Below are 17,244 nucleotides of genomic sequence, written 5' to 3'. Positions count from 1 at the left end.
CCCAATGCCATCAACCTAAAGAATAATTGCCTTCTCGTCACATACAGATAGCCATTTTTAAATACTCTAGAATTCCTCTAAAATAGCTTTCTCACTAAGTTCGAAATGACAGCGGGAAATCAGAGTCTTTAAGTTGACGGCTTTGGACTTTGCTCTGCCAATACCCTCCGAATAACCCGGCCTGGCATTCCATCTCAAAGCTATAAAAAAGATAAACCTTGCCCTGTTCTTCTGTCGTTAAAAAGAATAAGACAAACAGCTAAGCATATGAACAACAGACACATAACACAAACACTATTAACTATACTGTTAGTAAGTATAGTATTCCTGAGCGGCTGCCGAAGCAGCTCGGCTACGGAAAATACGGGAACAGAAAATAATAGAAGCCTGGCGCCACAACGGGTTGACATCAGGGGACAAATTGTGATGTTGCGCTATCATGAAGGGCAGTATGTAATGGAAGTGGAAGGACGCGCGCCATCGCCAAACTCACGCTACAACCGTGCTTATGTGCTGGTTTTACCAACAACAGAAATTACAGGTCTCGACGGTCAGTCTGTAAATATGAATGAACTGACGCAGGGGCAAAATGTAGCTGTATTATTGCGCGGCCAGGGCGAAGGTGATTTTGTAGGTATGGGTGTAGCCCGTAAAATGTGGCTTGAGGAGTTTTATTAAGCGTGATAGGTAGTGCACCTCTGGGTTGTCGCTAGCAGTAAAGTTATTCACTTGGCTTCCTGATTCGGCAGGTGAAAGTCTCTATCTTTCAACGAACGCAGTCCTTACTTTTCAGTAATTACAAACAGCTATAGCTCATAAAAAAACCAGCCGCTACCTTTCGGAAGCGGCTGGTTTTTTAGCACCTTTTATAGTTATAAGCTGCCTTAGTCGTTGGTGTCGCGGTTGTAATTACGCGGCGAGTTACTGCGTCCTGAATTTTCACTGCTCCTGCCGCCATACGAACCGCTGCCCCTGGAGCCATAGCCACCATAGTTGCCTGATGAGGAGCCATAGTTCTGATTGCCGTACGATCCGCCGCGGTTACTGTCTGAGTAGCCTGCGCCTCCACTATAGTTACGGCTGCCGTAACCACTGTTCATACTGCCATAATCATCTGCAAAACTACTGCCGCTATAGTTCGGAATGCCGCGATCAGAGTGAATAGATGATTCGCCCATACTGCTTCCGTAACGGGAGCTGCGGTCTTCACGGGATCCGGAGTAATCGGATTGATTATTTCTGCTGCCGCTACTGTACTGGTTACTGTTTAAGGTATTGAAACGGTCTGAAGTACCTTCGTAATCAGAGATGCCATACCCCCGGCGTACATTACCGCGCAGCGACCGGTTGTTATCCATGCTGTCGCTTCTGTCCATGCCCTGGTAACTTCTATAATCATCCTGGTAATTGCTGAACCTGTCGCGGTCGTGGCTCATGTTATCGGAGTAACTTCGCTGCTGGTTCCGGTTGTTCTGGCGATAATCTGAATTTCCCCTGAAGCTATTTTCTTCTCTGCTGCGTCTTTCATAGGCATCTCCCATATCGCCTTCGTGGTACGAACGTACCCGGTTGTCCCGGTCCTCGTCGCGGTGGCTTCTGCCGGCACGGTAGCCTCGCTCAAATTCGTCTGTCAAATTTCTGGCGCTATGATAATGTGCATCATCGCGATAGTCTTCATAGCTTCCGTAGTCGTAGCGATCTCTTTCTCGTCTGTCCATAGTTTTTAATTAGGTTTGTTTCCTTTTTAAACGACTGATCTGCTTCCCGGTTATGTTCTTCTTGTTTGCTATAGTGCTATAGTTGCCTTAAGATGATTATCTTGCCACCTACATCCGGCTTTAAACTCCATACCTTGCGCTACTTCTTCCATATCAGCTATAACGGCACCAATTACAAAGGCTGGCAACGTCACCCCTATGGCCTGGGCGTGCAGGAAGTGATAGAAGACGCTCTCTCGAAAATACTGAAAAGACCCGTGGCTATAGTTGGCTGCGGCCGTACCGATGCCGGGGTGCATGCTAGTCAATTCTTTTTCCATCTGGATGTAGCGGAGCCGTGGGAATTTGATATGCTGTTCCGGTTAAATAAGGTGCTGCCCGATGACATCTCCGTTTTTAACATTATACCGATGGATGGCTTGCCACATGCCCGGTTCGATGCCACTGCCAGAAGTTACGATTACTTTATACACACCTACAAAGATTCTTTTCTGAGCAACGGGAGTTCGCTTTATCTGCTCCATAACCTGGAACTGGGAGCTATGAAAGCGGCCACCGCCCTGCTCCTGCGCTATACAGACTTCCGGAATTTCTGCCTTACCCCCGCCGACCAGGAAAGTACGATATGTTATGTAACTGAAGCCCGCTGGCTTACCACAGAAAGTGGCGACAGGCTTCGTTTCCGAATCTCGGCAAACAGGTACCTGAGCCGGATGATCCGTATCATAGTTGGGCAACTGCTGAAAGTTGGTAACGGCACACTAACTGTAGCTGAATTTGAAAGCTACCTTCGCTGCGAATCCGCTCCAAAACACTTAGCTCCCGCTTTCCCGCAGGGCCTCTATCTTTCTAAAGTTACCTATCCCTACCTCGATCTGCCCACCCGTAGTGCCATTTCAACTATAGTTCAAACCCCCGATTCAACTACCTGGCTGGAAGTATAACCTCAAATTACCGCCGGCAATCTGATGTCTGGTAAGCAGTCTGTTTTAAAAAATTCACGACATTAAAACGTGACGGGAGTTGACAACACAAAATACGCATTACTATAGTTACCGCTTTACGCTGTTAAGCAGCAATATTTTAAAAATACAATTATCAAACGCTAAAATTAAATCTAAACTATAGGCTTAAAACGGATTTAAAAATTTTATCTATAGTTTCAAAAACAACCCTCACAGCTCTTTATCAGACATTTACCAGCTTCCACAGCCACGCTGTTAGCGGAAAACGCACCTCTTTTTGCATCAAAACAGATTTTTTAAGTAACCCGCTAATTTAAATTCCGTTATATCTATATCTGAATAAAAATAGTATAAACATTACCTGAGTACGTGAGCGATCTGAAACCCTGACCGGAATGAGGCGTAGCTGAAAGAAATTTGATTTTTGCGCTGTCACAGCTCTTACAGCAAACTTCTACGATCTACTCACAAGTGTATTCAGTAAAACCAAACATCCTTATCAATTAAATATTTTTATGAAAAAGCTATTATTACTGCCTCTGCTTGCTCTATTATCGTTAAGCTCTTGCAACGACGACGAAGGTGAACCAACACCACCACCACCGGTATCTGAAGTAGATGCTGACATGAGAGGCGACTGGACAAACAATTTCCAGAAAAGAGTTTACTATAGCATAAATGATACGATCATGTATCAGGATTCTGTCGATGTGGAAGCTTACTTCAAATTCGACGGAACAAAAATGACTGTTACTTTACCGGGCAGCAACGAAAAAGACGTATGGAACTATAGTTTCCCGGATAAAGATAACCCGAACTACATTCAGCTAACCAAGGGTAGTGTTACCACCGACTGGTTGATAAAAGAAATATCGGATACAGAGATGGTTTGGGAAGATGAAGAAGCCTGGGCTGGTTTCCCATACAATGTGCCAGACAGCGAAAAAACAACATCTAAAAAAGGTGTTTATACTTACAAATTCGTTCGGAATAAATAATCCTGTAACGTAATTAAGGTTAAAACTGAGTAGGTGCGGACGTATAGTCCGCACCTGTTTTGTTTTGGGGCAGTTTCGGTTTAAGTGAACAGCCGGCCCACTAAAAGTTACTCTTTAAAATGCTGGTACTTTTCACGAACTTGCTACCCTACTAAGAGCAATTTACCAGTTACCTATGCACCGTTTTCTGCCCACAAACAAAGCAGCCGACTTACTAAAAACGATACAGCAGTCAGATTTCAGAGCGGAATATGATGCTGAGAAACACCGGCTTACTTTACTGGATGAGCAAGGAAACGACCAGCTTTTTTTCCGGTTACCGCTCACGCTTCCGCCAATATCAAAAGAACCAACTAAGCCGCAGGTAAACTATGTGGTCCTACTAATACAATCCGGCAACTGTGCGCTGGGATATTTTGAGAATGGCGTGAACCGAGATCATAAAGTTTTCAGGTCGTATATGGTGCGCAAAAAGCAGGGAAAAAGTCAGATAAAATACCTGAAAACAAAAGGTAAATCCAGAGCCGGGTCGCGTGTGCGGCTTGGTGAAACAATTGAGTTTTTTGAAAACATAAACGGAAGGCTGCAGGAATACTTTGAAGACCACCAGGTACACCGCATTGCTATCAGCTGTTCTAAAACACTTATCCCCTACCTGTTCAGTTCTAAGGTTGAAACACCATTTGACAAAAACGACCCACGACTCTACAAAATACCCAAACACATACACACCCCTATTTACGAAGTGCTCCTGGATGCCAACAGGTTCCTGCAGCGCGGCGAACTGATTTACGATGAAGCACAGCAACCTCTTGTTGACAACTTATTACAAAAAGCCGGCATTACAGGTATTGAGGAAGAACCCGAAGAAACAGAAAATGCTTTTGAGGAGCACGATGATTTTGAAGAGGATGTACTGGAAGATGATGAGGATATGGATGACGAAATGGAATGGTAGATTACAGCACAACTGAAATCAAAAAAGGCAACTATAAAACTATAGTTGCCTTTTTATTAAAACATTGTTTACTGTTAGTCGCGGCTGTTACTGCGTGCCAGCATAACTACCGCAGCCGTAATTCCGGCTAGAATAGCAACCCTTGCCAGTAACCCTGATTTGTTATGATGCCAGTCGGCTACATAGCCTTTCTCTGCAAAAATGTTAGGTATTTTGCCATGCTTAAAGTCATCAATAACACCTTCCACCACATCTACACGGTCAGCCAGGATAAGTGGCAACCAATGGCTGTATTCATTTTCACTTCTCTTATAAGCCATTCTCCGGATAGCTCCACTCAGGCCTCTCAGCGGTGCAGCCGTACCAAAAACAGCCGTCATGTTAGGTCGTTCTATTGAGTAGAGTACTTCCATATTTACAGGTTGCTGTGTAGGCCGCTCCCAGGTATAGCCTTCGTGCTCCCCGTTGGTCCGCTTTTTCATCGGATAGGTAGGATCATTTTTCGGATCCGCATCAATGCCCCAGCCTTTAATATGTGAGTGGTCGGCAGGGCCTCTGTTATTTTCGAAAGGTATAGTATCTTCCAAAGGTCTTTTATCTTCCATAATAGTTTTCATTAAATTTTGGCTGATGGTGGAATAAGAACCGGCTTAATGCAGTTATCCAGTTTGTTTGAGAACATACGGTACCCCTCGGCAACTTCTTCCAGCGGTAAACGATGTGTGATCAGTGCTTTAGGATTTAAAACGCCATTTTGCACGTGCTCAATCAATCGTGGTAACAAGCGTTTTACCGAAGCCTGGTTCGCCCGTATTGTGAGTCCTTTGTTCAGCACATTGCCGATCGGCACCAGGTTATCGGTTGGGCCATATACCCCAACTATAGATACAATACCACCTTTCTTAACGCAGTTTATAGCCCAGTGCAATGCTGTAGCCGAGCCAGCCTGCAATAGCAGTTTCCGGCCGGTTATGGTTTGCATGGCATTACCAGCTGCTTCGGCACCAACGGCGTCTATACACACATCAGCCCCAAGCGAGTCTGTGGTTTTCTTGGCAAATACGGCCATGTCGCCTATCTCCTCAAAGTTGTAAGCCTCGCATTGTGCGTAGTTGCGTACAAACTCCAGTCGGTACTCTTCCTTATCTATAACAATTACGCGGCCTGCACCGAACAACCACGAACATTTGGCAGCCATAATACCAATCGGGCCGGCACCAAATATCATGACCGTATCTCCTTTTTGTATACCGGCCATTTCAGCAGCCTGGTAACCGGTTGGCACCACGTCAGTCAGCAGCACGGCGTCATCCAGATCCATGCCCGGCGGTATTATAGTTGGGCCTACGTTGGCATACGGAACACGCACATACTCGGCTTGCCCGCCATGGTAACCACCAGCGGTATGCGAGTAACCATAAATAGCACCTACTGCTGTTGCTTCCGGGTTTGCTTCGTGACAGTTACCATACAGTTCCTGTTTACAGAACACGCATTTGCCGCAGGAAATATTGAAAGGCACCAGCACATTATCGCCTACTTTTACCTTTGTCACTTCAGAGCCTACTTCTACTATCTCGCCCACAAATTCGTGCCCGAAGGTGGTTCCCACGCGCGTATCCGGTACGTTGCCATTGTATAAATGCAGATCAGACCCACAGATGCAGGAGCGTAACACCCGAACAATGGCATCTTCCGGATGCAGAATTTCAGGCATTGGTTTTTGGTCAATTCGGACCCTTTTTGGACCCCGGTAGTTCATTGCCAGCATAAGTTTGTTTTCAGTTTATTTGAGACATATACATCGCTTAAAATGCTAAAAATGGCCAGCGTTCTGGTAAACATTGGTCGGAAAGCATACTAATTATGTTTAGGTAGATACTAATCTATAGTATCAAAGTTGCATAAATTGTACTTTTAAAGTAAAACGCTATATTTAAATAGTGGTATGTAAGCGGCTGACTATAGTTTAATTGCACCTGATATGTTTGGTATCCTTCAACTATAAAAAAGGCCCCTGCAGCGCAATGCTCTAGGGGCCTTTTTCATTCTGAGTAGCGTAATGCAATTACTTTTCGGATTGTTTTATCTTATCCAGTTCCTGCAGGTCCTCGTCCGACAATACGATGGATGCCGCTCTGTAATTTTCTTCGAGGTGTTTTACTTTAGAAGTACCGGGAATGAGCAGGATGTTTGGAGAATGGTGCAACAGCCAGCTTAACGCTACCTGGTGCGCCGACGCATCGTACTTTTTACCGATCTCAGTCAGTTTATCGATTGCGCCCACATTGCCCGCATTTATCGGGTTCCATGGAATAAAAGCCATGTCCTGCTCTTGGCAAAACTTCAGTTCTTCTTCCCACTTGGTCCGGAAATCAACGCTGTACTTGTTCTGTACCGATACCACTTTAAAATACTTCTGCGCTTTCCGGATCTGGTCTACCGTAACTTCCGACAGACCGATATGTTTCACCAGGCCTTCTTCCTGCACACGCTGCAGAAATTCGAGGGTTTTCTCGTAAGGTACTTCCGGATCTACCCGATGCAGTTGGTACAGATCTATCCGGTCCTGCTTTAAGCGTTCCAGGCTGCCTTCCAACGCTTTCTGTAAATAATCAGGATCTGCATTAATTGGCCACACGTTTGGCCCGGTACGCGTAAGGCCACCTTTTGTAGCGATAACCAAGTCTTTAGGGTAAGGGTAAAGTGCTTCAGCTATCAGTTCTTCCGATACGTTGGGTCCGTAACTATCGGCGGTATCAATAAAGTTTATGCCTAGCTCTACTGTTCGATGCAGTACTTTTATGGCTTCGTCCTTATCTTTTGGTGGTCCCCAAATTCCCTCACCTGTAATGCGCATGGCGCCAAAGCCCATCCGGTTAACTGTGAGATCATTGCCGATTGTGAATGTCTTGGTAATTGAAGTGTTATCTGCCATAAATATAGTTTGCTGTGGTTACAGAATTTTGAATAGCTATACGAGCCAGTGCAGAAGCTTGTAATAAAGCCACTACGCTGGTTCGTAAACAAACTATACTATACGCGAAAAGTTTTAAACGTATGACTCAGACACGAGAGCGATGCACGTCAGCATCCGCCACGGTTCCCCGGTGTCGGGCAGCATCAATACTCCAGATACCGGACCCGCGTGCGGCCATGTACAGGAACAGGAAACAGTAAAGTACGGCTACCTCTCCCTTATTAAGTATCGGCCATGCGCCCTGCGGGGCATGCGCCATAAAGTAGGCTACTGCCATCTCGCCACTGGCAATAAATGCGGCCCAGCTGGTAAATAAACCAAAAGCGATCAGAAGGCCTCCTACAAACTCAATAATTCCTGCCAGCCCCATCAGCGACGCAATTTCAACAGTATCGCCGCCTCCTGGCCAGCCAAACAATTTTTGAGTGCCGTGCATGGCAAAAAGGAGTCCTGCCACAATGCGAAGTACCGCGTACAGCTGCGGACTGTAATTTCCTAAAACTCTGTTCATCGTTTATTATTTGTAAAGTTTAACACATAAGCTAAGCTATAAAACTCTAATATACTGTTGTTTACACAAAGCCATAAACGTATTACTATATATAAAGTTGAACTTAATTTATGTAAAACATGAGTTATCCTTTACTTGTGATTTGCCGGTTACTAACTGTAGGTAGCGCCCCGTTCTTTCCTACGCTCTCTATCTACAAAATCGTAGTTGATGGTTTCTAATTGTCATCCTGAATGGGGCTAAGAAATCTAATGTATCCTATGGTTGCTTCACACATTATGGTCATTTCGAATGCAATGAGAAATCTGGCTTCTATAGTTCCACTTCTGTCATTTCGAGTGTAGCGAGAAATCTATCTCAGCTTTTTGCTAATTATAGTTGCAACTAGAACCAAGCCTTCCCTTCAAATATCCTTTTATCCTGGGAGCTTTACTTACCTATAGTTCTATAGTTTGCTTTGGTGCCCTCGCGGCCGGGAGGCCCCGTCTTCGGGCATCGCGCGGTGTACATTTGCTTTGCTCCTGCGTCGCAATGCTTTCAGCACCACAAATCTACAAGGCGCTCAACCCGAAGACTGTGATCAGTTCGTTAGCTATAGTTCTTCTGTATTTTGAACCGGTAAACTTCGAGATATATCGTGGCTATAGTTCCGAGGGGACAGGTGAACCTGTCCAGTTCGTAGACTGGAACCATAAAATATAGCTTGAAAATTAGCAAAGGTAGAATTGTCCCACTTGAGGGGACTACAGGGGTGTAGAAACGGAAACTATAGAACGACACCTCAACAATAACTACAGCCGAAATTCCCCTCTCGGGAGGGGCAGGGGTGGGTTAATTGTCAACTATAAAACGGAAACTTCAAACTATAGCAATGGCAGTAAAAACTCCCCGCCTTAGATAAGGAGGGGCTGGGGGTGGTTGGACCACGCTACCTATAAAACATTTAACCAACAACCACATCGGCTTAACCTTCGCTGCTGCTTTGGTCGTACAACTATAAGCCCAATCAAAAATTGGGTACCGAATTTTAATTTTTAACCAAAAGAAAACAAACGATGAGCAACAATAACAGAAACGTACCAGAGGATCCGAATTCTAGAAAAGGTGAAGGTGTGAGCGGTCTGGGCAAAGGCTCGGAAACAAAAGGTGTAGCCGGTGGCGCTGACAACACCCGTGGCGAGAACAAGCCTAGTCGTGAGGGCAGCAGCGGTGGTGCCAAACATGGCAAACAAAACCCGAATCAGAAAAGTCCGCAGGGCTCTAACGCAAACCCGCAAACTACTACCCGCGGAGCCGACAGTACTGATAAGGAATTCCGTAACAACCAGCCAAATGCCAGCACTCTGAAAGGACACAAAAGCAACGAGAATTTAGGCAACGAAAAAGAATAAAATTCTTCTTACCAACAGATCTAAAGGCACGGATACCTCCGTGCCTTTTGTGTTTCTGTCTTTTGTGCTGCAACTATAGCCGGAAGCTTAAGTTTATAGTTATTATCTTTGTATGTAAAGCAATGCATGGCTAAACTATAGCCGTCCACACTTTCAGCACATCAACTCCAAAAAGCACATGAGATTAAAAGGCAACATACAGGATATTAAAGCCAAACGCGACAGCAATAACAGCGGCATTGAGATACACCTGGACAAAATAGAATACATTACCCAGAAGAAAGACGGCAAATATTACCAGCCTTTTGATTTAGTGGTTGATCTTGCAAAACCATTGGTAATAACCGGCGACTGCCTGGCCCGCATCCCGAACAAGCAACTGGAAGAAGGTGAATACGAGTTTGAAGTTTACGATAAAGTAGGCGATGACTATGTGCTGAACCCAGGCAAGGAATTAGCCCTGACGGTAACGTATGATTTTGATGCTGACCTGAATATCCTGACGGAAGTGTACTATACCGTAACTATCGACAACGAGGAATTTAAGCAACTAAAAACTGAGCAGAACAAAGCCCGGAAAACCAAAGGCAGAAAATAGAACTATTGTTGATCTTATAAAAGCAAAAAGGTATGAGCCTGAGCCCATACCTTTTATAGTTGCTGATTAGCTGTGTTGCCTGCCCAGGTAAATGGCATACCCGATAAGGCCTGCGGCTGCAGCAAATAAAATATACTGTTGCTCTTTTACAGTTAAGTTGTTATAAAAATCCAGTCCTTGTTTACCCGGATCTTTCATGATATCTGCCAGTTGAGACGGATTCTGGATCAGACTTTTGAGTGATGTATTTGACAGGTTATTTTCCATTTTTATAGCTTTAAATTCATTTCACTTTAGATACGGTTTGCAGCCCACATAAGATATAACTATAGTTACATTTGCGTTTATTGCTGCTTTTGATTTACTGCTATACTTTATATAAGCCGTTAAAGTTCAGCTAAAAACTACGCAGCAGTTTTATCAATATTTTTGCTGAATGCTGTCGTGAAAACTCAACTAATACTGCCTTTTACTTGTTATGTTGGGAAGCCTGAAAACTATAAGCTATAGTTGGTAAGGATGAACAACTATAAAACCCTGAACTATGGAGAGCCTTCGCTCAAAACATTATAAAAAAGATTTTGTAACCGCTTTCCCCGGCGACGAAAGCGGCAACCTGACACCCCGCCAGACACCCGGCGTTTTATACAGCAAAACCATACCCACGCCTGTAGAAAAAGTAAGCCTGCTGGCTTGGTCTGAGGAACTGGCTGAGGAGCTTGGAATTGCAAAACCAACAACCCAGGAGGAGCTTGACATTTTAGGTGGCAATCAAGTTACCGAAACCATGTATCCATATGCGGCCTGCTATGCCGGACATCAGTTCGGTAGCTGGGCCGGGCAGCTGGGCGATGGCCGGGCCATTACACTTGGCGAATGGGAAACTATAGCCGGCAAAACGGTTGAACTGCAATTAAAAGGTGCCGGACCAACTGCCTATTCACGTCGTGCGGATGGCCGTGCAGTGTTGCGATCGTCGGTGCGTGAGTATTTGATGAGTGAGGCGATGCATTACCTGGGCGTGCCAACTACACGCGCACTTAGCCTGGTAACTACAGGCGAACCGGTTTTGCGCGATATGTTTTACAACGGAAATGCAGCTTACGAGCCCGGCGCTATAGTGATGCGTGTTGCACCAAGCTTCCTGCGTTTCGGGAACTTTGAAATGCTGAATGCCCGCAAGGAAACAAACCACCTGCAGCAACTTGTAGACTGGACTATTGAACGCTATTACCCGCACCTAACCGGCGAGGACAAAGTACTTACCTGGTTTAAAGAAATAGTGGAACGCACGGCCACTTTGATGGTAGAATGGCAGCGCGTAGGTTTTGTACATGGCGTGATGAACACCGATAACATGTCGGTGCTTGGGCTAACGATTGACTATGGCCCCTACTCTTTTGTAGATGATTACGACCCGGACTTTACACCAAACACCACTGACCTTCCGGGCCGACGATACGCGTTTGGCAAGCAGCCATCCATAGCCTACTGGAACCTGGGTTGCCTGGCCGCTGCGCTACTTCCATTGCTAGAGAAAGATGCCTTGTTAGCTGCACTCGAAACATATAAGGAAATCTACTGGAAGAAGTATTACCAGATGATGGGCAAAAAACTGGGCCTCGATAAAGTAACCAACACGGATACGGAGCTGGTAACACAATTCGAGCAAACGCTTGCCGCCGTTAAACCCGATATGACGATCTTTTATCAGTTGCTGATCGACCTTCCTTTGTTCATGGAAAGTGCCGATGAAGTGGCCAGCTATTTTAAGGACAGTTTGTATGATGACCTGACTCCGCAACAAAGCGAGCAGCTTTATAGTCTGATCACAAATTACCTGGAGCGACTGAACAAAAATACCATTACCAGGCAGGCTTCACAGGAGATAATGCGGAAAGCCAACCCACGATTTGTACTCCGAAATTACCTGCTGCACCAGGCCATAGAAGAACTGGAAAAAGGAGAAAACACGCTGTTCCTGAAACTACAGGAAGCCATGAAACAACCTTACTCTGATAAGTTCGACGAGTTCTTCCAGACACGTCCGGAATGGGCCAGCCAGAAAGCAGGTTGCTCCATGCTCTCGTGTAGTTCGTAAATCAAGCCTATAGTTCAAACTATAAAAGCCACATTGATACTTTCGGTGTGGCTTTCTTTTTTAGCTATAGTTTGCCTGGAGCAACTATAGCTCTTCTTCTCTCCTATCTCCTTTAACTATAACCTTAAAAATATTTTTAACCTGGTGCAACCTCTCCATTTATAGTTTGTCCTTAATGTACGAAACTCATCGTATATGCTATTAACTTTTGATACTCCTATGATGAACTATAAACTATGGCAGTGTTCATTTTCAGACGAATTGCTGTTCGAAAACAGACAGCAACGTGGTGTTTCTGTGAACTACAAAAACATAATAATACACACAAGTCACTACAGGACAACACGTTACACAACTGGCACACGAATTGGTATTGGCGTTTCTTAAAAAGATGGGATCAACTATAAACTGCTTATAATAACTAATACAGTTCACAAATAAATCAACCTCTAAAACTATGAAGAAATTACTACTACCACTTTTGCTGCTACTGTTCTCGAACCTGAGCGCGCAGCAGGCAACGATAAAAGGCACCTTACTCGATGGCAACAAAAAGCCTGTCGGTTTTGCCAATGTGCTGTTGTTGCAAGCCAAAGATTCGTCGCTGGTTAAGGGCATGTTATCCGAAGAATCCGGGGCATTCCAGTTTGAGGGAGTTGCTGCCGGAAATTATAGGATTGCAGCCAGCATGGTGGGCTACGCCAAGGTGATGAGCAACGAGATCGCACTAACTGAAACCTCCGGTGCTGTGCAGGTAGGAACGTTAGTGTTAAATGAGAACAGCACCAGCCTGAAAGAAGTAGTAGTGGAAGGACAACGACCACTGATCGAGCAGCACATGGATAAGACCGTGCTGAATGTGGAAAACAGTATCGCGGCGGCAGGCAATACCGCGCTTGAGGTACTGGAAAAAGCACCCGGCGTAACCATAGATCAGAACGATAACATCAGCATGCGCGGCCGTAGCGGTGTGATTGTGATGATCGATGGAAAACAAGTGCCGATGACGGGGGCAGAACTTGCCAATGTGCTGCGCAGCATGTCGGCTAATTCGGTTGATAAGATTGAGCTCATTACCAACCCATCCTCCAAGTACGACGCAGCGGGTAATTCCGGCATCATCGACATTAAACTGAAGCGCGACAAAAGCCTGGGCACCAACGGCAGCATCACCTCTTCTTTTGGTTACGGCGAGAAGTTCAAAACCAACCAAAGCTTACAGCTCAACCATCGGGCTAAAAAACTGAATCTGTTCGGAAGCTACAACTATGTGTACCGCGACGATTTCACCCAGCTGAACATCGACCGCACGTTCTTTGATGAAGACAAGAACTTTGCCGGCAACTATGATCAGCAGAACAGGTTCAACTTCCAGTTTAAAACGCATAACGCACGTGTTGGCGCAGATTATTTCCTGACCCCAAGAACTACTGTAGGCATCGTAGCTAGCGGTTACCTGACCAACATAGACAGAGACAACCTGAACAGAGCAGCAGGACGTAATGCTTCCGGCGTTGCAGATTCCACCTTTATTACAAATGCCATTGCCGGCCACAACCGCCGCAACCACGGTATTAACCTGAACCTGAAACATACCATAGACAGCACCGGTCGCGAACTAACAGCAGACATAGACTACATTGTTTATGACAACACTGACGAACAGGACTTTACCACCAAAATCTACACCCCGGAAGGCAATCTGAAAGGCGTTCCGAACCTGCTATATGGCACCCTGGATGGCAACCTGAGCATCCGGTCTGCCAAGGTGGACTATACACAGCCACTTACCAGCATAGATGGTAAACTGGAGGCCGGTTTTAAAAGCAGTTTGGTAAGTGCCGATAACAACCTGGAGTTTTATAACAGAACCAATGGCGGAAATATATTTGATATTGATAAAAGCAATCACTTCCTGTATGACGAAAACATTAATGCTGCTTACCTGAATACTTCAAAAAAATGGGATAAGATGAGCCTGCAGCTTGGCCTGCGCCTGGAAAACACCAATGCAAAAGGCGAGCAGTTGTCAGAGACAGTAAAAGAAGAAGAACGCAAACTGGACAACAACTATACACAGCTATTTCCGAGTGCATTTGTAGGCTACACGCTAAGCAAAAAGCATGACCTTGGTTTATCCCTGAGCCGCAGAATCAACAGGCCATCGTATAACCAGCTTAACCCGTTCAAGAATTACTTAGACCCAAGCACTTACTCAACAGGTAACCCGTACCTGAATCCGGAGACGTCTTACTCGTTTGAGTTTACGCATACATTTGATCAGCGCATTGTAACCAAACTAAGCTATAGTTACACCTCGGATCCAATCATACAGGTACTGCAGCAGGATTTGTCCAATAAAGAGGAAGGTAAAGAGCCAGCAAAAATTGTAAAGCAATCGTTCGAGAACCTGGACCGTTTTGAATATTATGCTGCTTCAGTTACCATACCTTTTTCAATTGGCAACTGGTTTAACAGCGTTAACAACTTTACGTCGTTTTATGGTGTGTATAGCGGCGACATTGCCAATAATGAGCTTAACAACCAGCAGTTATCCTTTAACATCAACTCTAACAACACATTTAATTTAGCTAAAGGCTGGTCTGCCGAGGCGACCGGTGTTTACAGAACGGCAGAGGCCTATGGATTCCTGGATGTAGAGCCTGTCTGGTTTGCATCGGCAGGAGTGCAGAAACAGCTTTGGGAAAAGAAGGCAAGTATCAAACTTAACGTGAGCGATATCTTTTACACCAACAAAACCAACGGAGCCACCACTATAAACAACTATTCCGAAAACTTCTACCAGGTGCGCGACTCGCGGGTAGCAACGCTAACCTTCAACTATAAATTTGGTAAAGCGCAGGCCTCTGCACCACGACGTAAAACCGGTGGTGCCGAAGAAGAGAAAAACCGGGCCGGAGGCAACTAACAGGACTCAAAAAAATGCTTCAGAACTGTAGCTGGATGAACTGTAAAGTTACCAGCAAAAGTCTGTCGCCAGGACAGGCTACTTAACAAAAGACAGCCCCTGTTTATAGTTGGGCGGTCTTTTGTTTTAAGTTAAACTATAGTTGGCTCACAGCACCAGCTGGTTAAAGAGTTTGGTCAATGTTGCATTGGCATCGGTGGTAAGGCCCGGATGCACCGGCGATGTTTGCACGATGGTGCTGCGTGCCGCTGTCAGCCACCTGAACCGCTCCGCAAGTCCCAGTTGTCCGATTCTGCCCCCTTCTTTCCGGCCACAGCAGATGCGCTCAAAAGCCTGTAAGCGCTCCTGTAATTCCTGCAGATCAATATCGCCGGCAAAGGTACACAGGCGATGTTCGTTTATCGTGTAAAGTGTATGTAGGAAGCCCTGGTCTCGGCAATACAAGATTACGCCTACGTTCAGAAATTCCTCGCGCTCTACCCGGGGTACCACCCGGATTACGGCATACTCAAATAAGTGCTTTTCTTGCATGTTGCGCTTCTTTGGTAAAGGTTTCTGAATGAGCTATCCGGGTATTGATGAAATGTGCGTAAGCCTGTCGGTGCTCCTGGGCAGTTTCAAACGGCGATTCTATAGTTATCAGCCACTCCTCTGGTATCAGCGCAACTATAGCCTGAATGCGTTCCGGTGTAAGAATGGCTTTAAATTCGGCATCAACCATTTCCAGTTCGGTGGCCTGGGGTAACAACACGTGGTCTTTTACCTGCGCAAAAGGGCGCTTGGCCTGCTCCTCCCAATTCTGCCACGCATGATGGAAATACAACGATGCCCCATGATCGATCAACCATAGTTGCTTGTGCCACATCAGCATGTTGGTGTTGCGCGGCGTACGGTCTACGTTGGTTATCAGGCTGTCGAGCCACACTACCTGCGAGGCTGTGGTGGCATCTATCGTTGTAACCAGCGCATCAAAGGTAATGGCCCCGGAAAGGTAATGCAGTCCCAGGTTCAGGCCTTCGCTGGCGCGCAGCAGGTCCTGTATTTCTTCGTCGGGTTCGGTTCGGCCAAAGGCTTCGTTCAACCCTGCAAACACAATTTCGGGTACCCGGAAACCAAGTAAACGGGCAATCTCCCCGGAAATAAGTTCGGCTATGAGTGCCTTTATCCCCTGCCCTGCTCCCCTGAATTTCAGCACGTACATAAACTCGTCGTCGGCCTCCACGATGGCAGGCAGTGAGCCTCCTTCGCGTAATGGCGTCACATACCGGTTTACCTGCACGGTTCGTATCTGTTGTTCTTCAATCATAAAATTTGCACGCTTCCGCTTCTTCCGCAACTAAACGAACGGCAGTAACGCAAGCCCGAATTTAAGGTGAATTTCTGAAAAAGTGGTTGTATAGTTTCCTGTTGCTGATTTATAGTTTACTCTTTTAACAGTCTATAACCCACAGCTGGTTTTCCCAGTTGAAGGATAAAACCGCAATCACCAAACTATAGTTTATGCCGCACATCGTCATAATTTCATCCAGTGTACGCCATGGCCGCAATACGCATTGTGTAGCCCTTTTCTTCCGGAAATTTATACAGGAAAATAATTTAGCCACCACAGAAATCCTGGACCTGAAAGAATATAATTTCCCAATCTTCGAGGAACGGCTGAAATTCCAGAAAGATCCTACCGAAGAAACTATAGCATTTGCTGAAAAGATAAGACATGCGGACGGTGTGATAATTGCAACACCCGAGTATAACGGCGGCTACCCTGCCAGCCTGAAGAATGTAGTAGACCTGCTGTACGAAGAATGGCACCGCAAACCGATCGGATTGGTAACAGTATCGGATGGAAATTTTGGAGGCACACAGGTCATGGCATCGCTGCAATTCACACTATGGAAAATGCGGGCCTGGGTAGTGCCGGCCATGTTTCCCGTGCCAAACGCTGCAGATAACTACGATGAAGCCGGAAACCCTACCGACAAAGAAAGAACAGAGAAACGGGCTAAGAATTTCCTGAATGAAATGCTCTGGTGCATAGAGGCAAAACGCCGGATGGCTATAGCTTCAGAAGTCAATATATCCTGATTTTCAGAAAACT

The 17,244-nt window shown here is 45.7% G+C and carries 17 protein-coding genes; 9 read left to right on the top strand and 8 right to left on the bottom strand.

Features of this window, described 5'->3' with window-relative positions:
* Window positions 1-267 precede the first annotated feature (267 nt).
* The gene (locus KYK27_RS13555; RefSeq protein WP_199110578.1) at window positions 268-678 is read left to right on the top strand and encodes a hypothetical protein; all 411 of its coding nucleotides are present in this window, start codon (window positions 268-270) and stop codon (window positions 676-678) included.
* Between the two features lie 206 nt (window positions 679-884).
* Here the strand turns inward: KYK27_RS13555 and KYK27_RS13550 are convergent, their stop codons facing one another.
* Window positions 885-1,718 (bottom strand): hypothetical protein, encoded by an 834-nt coding sequence (locus KYK27_RS13550; protein WP_199110577.1) that lies wholly within the window; start codon window positions 1,716-1,718, stop codon window positions 885-887.
* A gap of 92 nt (window positions 1,719-1,810) precedes the next feature.
* On the opposite strand from KYK27_RS13550, the gene truA reads away from it, so the two are divergent.
* From truA to KYK27_RS13535, 3 genes are all read left to right on the top strand, one after another.
* Entirely contained in the window at window positions 1,811-2,662 is an 852-nt protein-coding gene (gene truA, locus KYK27_RS13545) for a tRNA pseudouridine(38-40) synthase TruA (protein WP_233150435.1), read from the top strand.
* Window positions 2,663-3,198: 536 nt separating this feature from the next.
* Entirely contained in the window at window positions 3,199-3,681 is a 483-nt protein-coding gene (locus KYK27_RS13540) for a hypothetical protein (RefSeq protein ID WP_199110576.1), read from the top strand.
* Window positions 3,682-3,856: 175 nt separating this feature from the next.
* A complete protein-coding gene (locus KYK27_RS13535) occupies window positions 3,857-4,639 on the top strand; it encodes a hypothetical protein (protein ID WP_199110575.1) in 783 nt (260 codons plus the stop codon).
* Window positions 4,640-4,713: 74 nt separating this feature from the next.
* Here KYK27_RS13535 and KYK27_RS13530 read toward each other — a convergent pair whose 3' ends face one another.
* The 4 genes from KYK27_RS13530 to KYK27_RS13515 form a co-directional block, all read right to left on the bottom strand.
* Complete coding sequence (locus KYK27_RS13530) at window positions 4,714-5,244, bottom strand: hypothetical protein (protein WP_233150434.1); 531 nt, start codon at window positions 5,242-5,244, stop codon at window positions 4,714-4,716.
* Between the two features lie 11 nt (window positions 5,245-5,255).
* Window positions 5,256-6,410, bottom strand: coding sequence for a zinc-dependent alcohol dehydrogenase (locus tag KYK27_RS13525; RefSeq protein WP_199110574.1), 1,155 nt, complete (start codon window positions 6,408-6,410; stop codon window positions 5,256-5,258).
* 297 nt (window positions 6,411-6,707) lie between these two features.
* The gene (locus KYK27_RS13520; protein ID WP_199110573.1) at window positions 6,708-7,577 is read right to left on the bottom strand and encodes an aldo/keto reductase; all 870 of its coding nucleotides are present in this window, start codon (window positions 7,575-7,577) and stop codon (window positions 6,708-6,710) included.
* 127 nt (window positions 7,578-7,704) lie between these two features.
* A complete protein-coding gene (locus tag KYK27_RS13515; protein ID WP_199110572.1) occupies window positions 7,705-8,130 on the bottom strand; it encodes a DoxX family protein in 426 nt (141 codons plus the stop codon).
* Between the two features lie 1,055 nt (window positions 8,131-9,185).
* Here KYK27_RS13515 and KYK27_RS13510 point away from each other — a divergent pair.
* Together KYK27_RS13510 and KYK27_RS13505 are read left to right on the top strand one after the other, a co-directional pair.
* Entirely contained in the window at window positions 9,186-9,521 is a 336-nt protein-coding gene (locus KYK27_RS13510) for a hypothetical protein (RefSeq protein WP_199110571.1), read from the top strand.
* 178 nt (window positions 9,522-9,699) lie between these two features.
* Window positions 9,700-10,119 (top strand): hypothetical protein, encoded by a 420-nt coding sequence (locus tag KYK27_RS13505; protein ID WP_199110570.1) that lies wholly within the window; start codon window positions 9,700-9,702, stop codon window positions 10,117-10,119.
* Between the two features lie 66 nt (window positions 10,120-10,185).
* On the opposite strand, the gene KYK27_RS13500 is transcribed toward KYK27_RS13505, so the two are convergent.
* Window positions 10,186-10,386: a hypothetical protein gene (locus KYK27_RS13500; protein ID WP_162426005.1), complete on the bottom strand. Its 201-nt coding sequence runs from the start codon at window positions 10,384-10,386 to the stop codon at window positions 10,186-10,188.
* A gap of 277 nt (window positions 10,387-10,663) precedes the next feature.
* Here KYK27_RS13500 and KYK27_RS13495 point away from each other — a divergent pair, with 277 nt between their 5' ends.
* Window positions 10,664-12,220: a protein adenylyltransferase SelO gene (locus tag KYK27_RS13495; protein WP_199110569.1), complete on the top strand. Its 1,557-nt coding sequence runs from the start codon at window positions 10,664-10,666 to the stop codon at window positions 12,218-12,220.
* Between the two features lie 457 nt (window positions 12,221-12,677).
* Window positions 12,678-15,149 carry a TonB-dependent receptor gene (locus tag KYK27_RS13490; protein ID WP_199110568.1) on the top strand — a complete coding sequence of 824 codons (2,472 nt, stop codon included), beginning with the start codon at window positions 12,678-12,680 and terminating at the stop codon, window positions 15,147-15,149.
* A 147-nt stretch (window positions 15,150-15,296) separates the two neighbouring features.
* On the opposite strand, the gene KYK27_RS13485 is transcribed toward KYK27_RS13490, so the two are convergent.
* Both KYK27_RS13485 and KYK27_RS13480 read right to left on the bottom strand, forming a co-directional pair.
* Window positions 15,297-15,680 (bottom strand): DUF3037 domain-containing protein, encoded by a 384-nt coding sequence (locus KYK27_RS13485; RefSeq protein WP_199110567.1) that lies wholly within the window; start codon window positions 15,678-15,680, stop codon window positions 15,297-15,299.
* A complete protein-coding gene (locus KYK27_RS13480; RefSeq protein ID WP_199110566.1) occupies window positions 15,658-16,455 on the bottom strand; it encodes a HipA family kinase in 798 nt (265 codons plus the stop codon). Before KYK27_RS13480 ends, KYK27_RS13485 begins: the two co-directional genes overlap by 23 nt.
* A 194-nt stretch (window positions 16,456-16,649) precedes the next feature.
* Here KYK27_RS13480 and KYK27_RS13475 point away from each other — a divergent pair, with 194 nt between their 5' ends.
* The gene (locus tag KYK27_RS13475; RefSeq protein WP_199110565.1) at window positions 16,650-17,231 is read left to right on the top strand and encodes an NADPH-dependent FMN reductase; all 582 of its coding nucleotides are present in this window, start codon (window positions 16,650-16,652) and stop codon (window positions 17,229-17,231) included.
* The last annotated feature ends 13 nt before the right edge of the window (window positions 17,232-17,244 follow it).

It is taken from the genome of Pontibacter populi, assembly GCF_019336435.1.
GTDB lineage: Bacteria > Bacteroidota > Bacteroidia > Cytophagales > Hymenobacteraceae > Pontibacter > Pontibacter humidus.
The sequence above is the reverse complement of the archived record's forward strand: the minus strand, read 5'-3'. Positions and strand labels throughout refer to the sequence as shown.

Coding starts and splice junctions, on each gene's coding strand:
- KYK27_RS13555 (WP_199110578.1), top strand. CDS start 268: ATGAACAACAGACACATAACACAAACACTATTAACTATACTGTTAGTA.
- KYK27_RS13550 (WP_199110577.1), bottom strand. CDS start 1,718: ATGGACAGACGAGAAAGAGATCGCTACGACTACGGAAGCTATGAAGAC.
- truA (WP_233150435.1), top strand. CDS start 1,811: ATGATTATCTTGCCACCTACATCCGGCTTTAAACTCCATACCTTGCGC.
- KYK27_RS13540 (WP_199110576.1), top strand. CDS start 3,199: ATGAAAAAGCTATTATTACTGCCTCTGCTTGCTCTATTATCGTTAAGC.
- KYK27_RS13535 (WP_199110575.1), top strand. CDS start 3,857: ATGCACCGTTTTCTGCCCACAAACAAAGCAGCCGACTTACTAAAAACG.
- KYK27_RS13530 (WP_233150434.1), bottom strand. CDS start 5,244: ATGGAAGATAAAAGACCTTTGGAAGATACTATACCTTTCGAAAATAAC.
- KYK27_RS13525 (WP_199110574.1), bottom strand. CDS start 6,410: ATGCTGGCAATGAACTACCGGGGTCCAAAAAGGGTCCGAATTGACCAA.
- KYK27_RS13520 (WP_199110573.1), bottom strand. CDS start 7,577: ATGGCAGATAACACTTCAATTACCAAGACATTCACAATCGGCAATGAT.
- KYK27_RS13515 (WP_199110572.1), bottom strand. CDS start 8,130: ATGAACAGAGTTTTAGGAAATTACAGTCCGCAGCTGTACGCGGTACTT.
- KYK27_RS13510 (WP_199110571.1), top strand. CDS start 9,186: ATGAGCAACAATAACAGAAACGTACCAGAGGATCCGAATTCTAGAAAA.
- KYK27_RS13505 (WP_199110570.1), top strand. CDS start 9,700: ATGAGATTAAAAGGCAACATACAGGATATTAAAGCCAAACGCGACAGC.
- KYK27_RS13500 (WP_162426005.1), bottom strand. CDS start 10,386: ATGGAAAATAACCTGTCAAATACATCACTCAAAAGTCTGATCCAGAAT.
- KYK27_RS13495 (WP_199110569.1), top strand. CDS start 10,664: ATGGAGAGCCTTCGCTCAAAACATTATAAAAAAGATTTTGTAACCGCT.
- KYK27_RS13490 (WP_199110568.1), top strand. CDS start 12,678: ATGAAGAAATTACTACTACCACTTTTGCTGCTACTGTTCTCGAACCTG.
- KYK27_RS13485 (WP_199110567.1), bottom strand. CDS start 15,680: ATGCAAGAAAAGCACTTATTTGAGTATGCCGTAATCCGGGTGGTACCC.
- KYK27_RS13480 (WP_199110566.1), bottom strand. CDS start 16,455: ATGATTGAAGAACAACAGATACGAACCGTGCAGGTAAACCGGTATGTG.
- KYK27_RS13475 (WP_199110565.1), top strand. CDS start 16,650: ATGCCGCACATCGTCATAATTTCATCCAGTGTACGCCATGGCCGCAAT.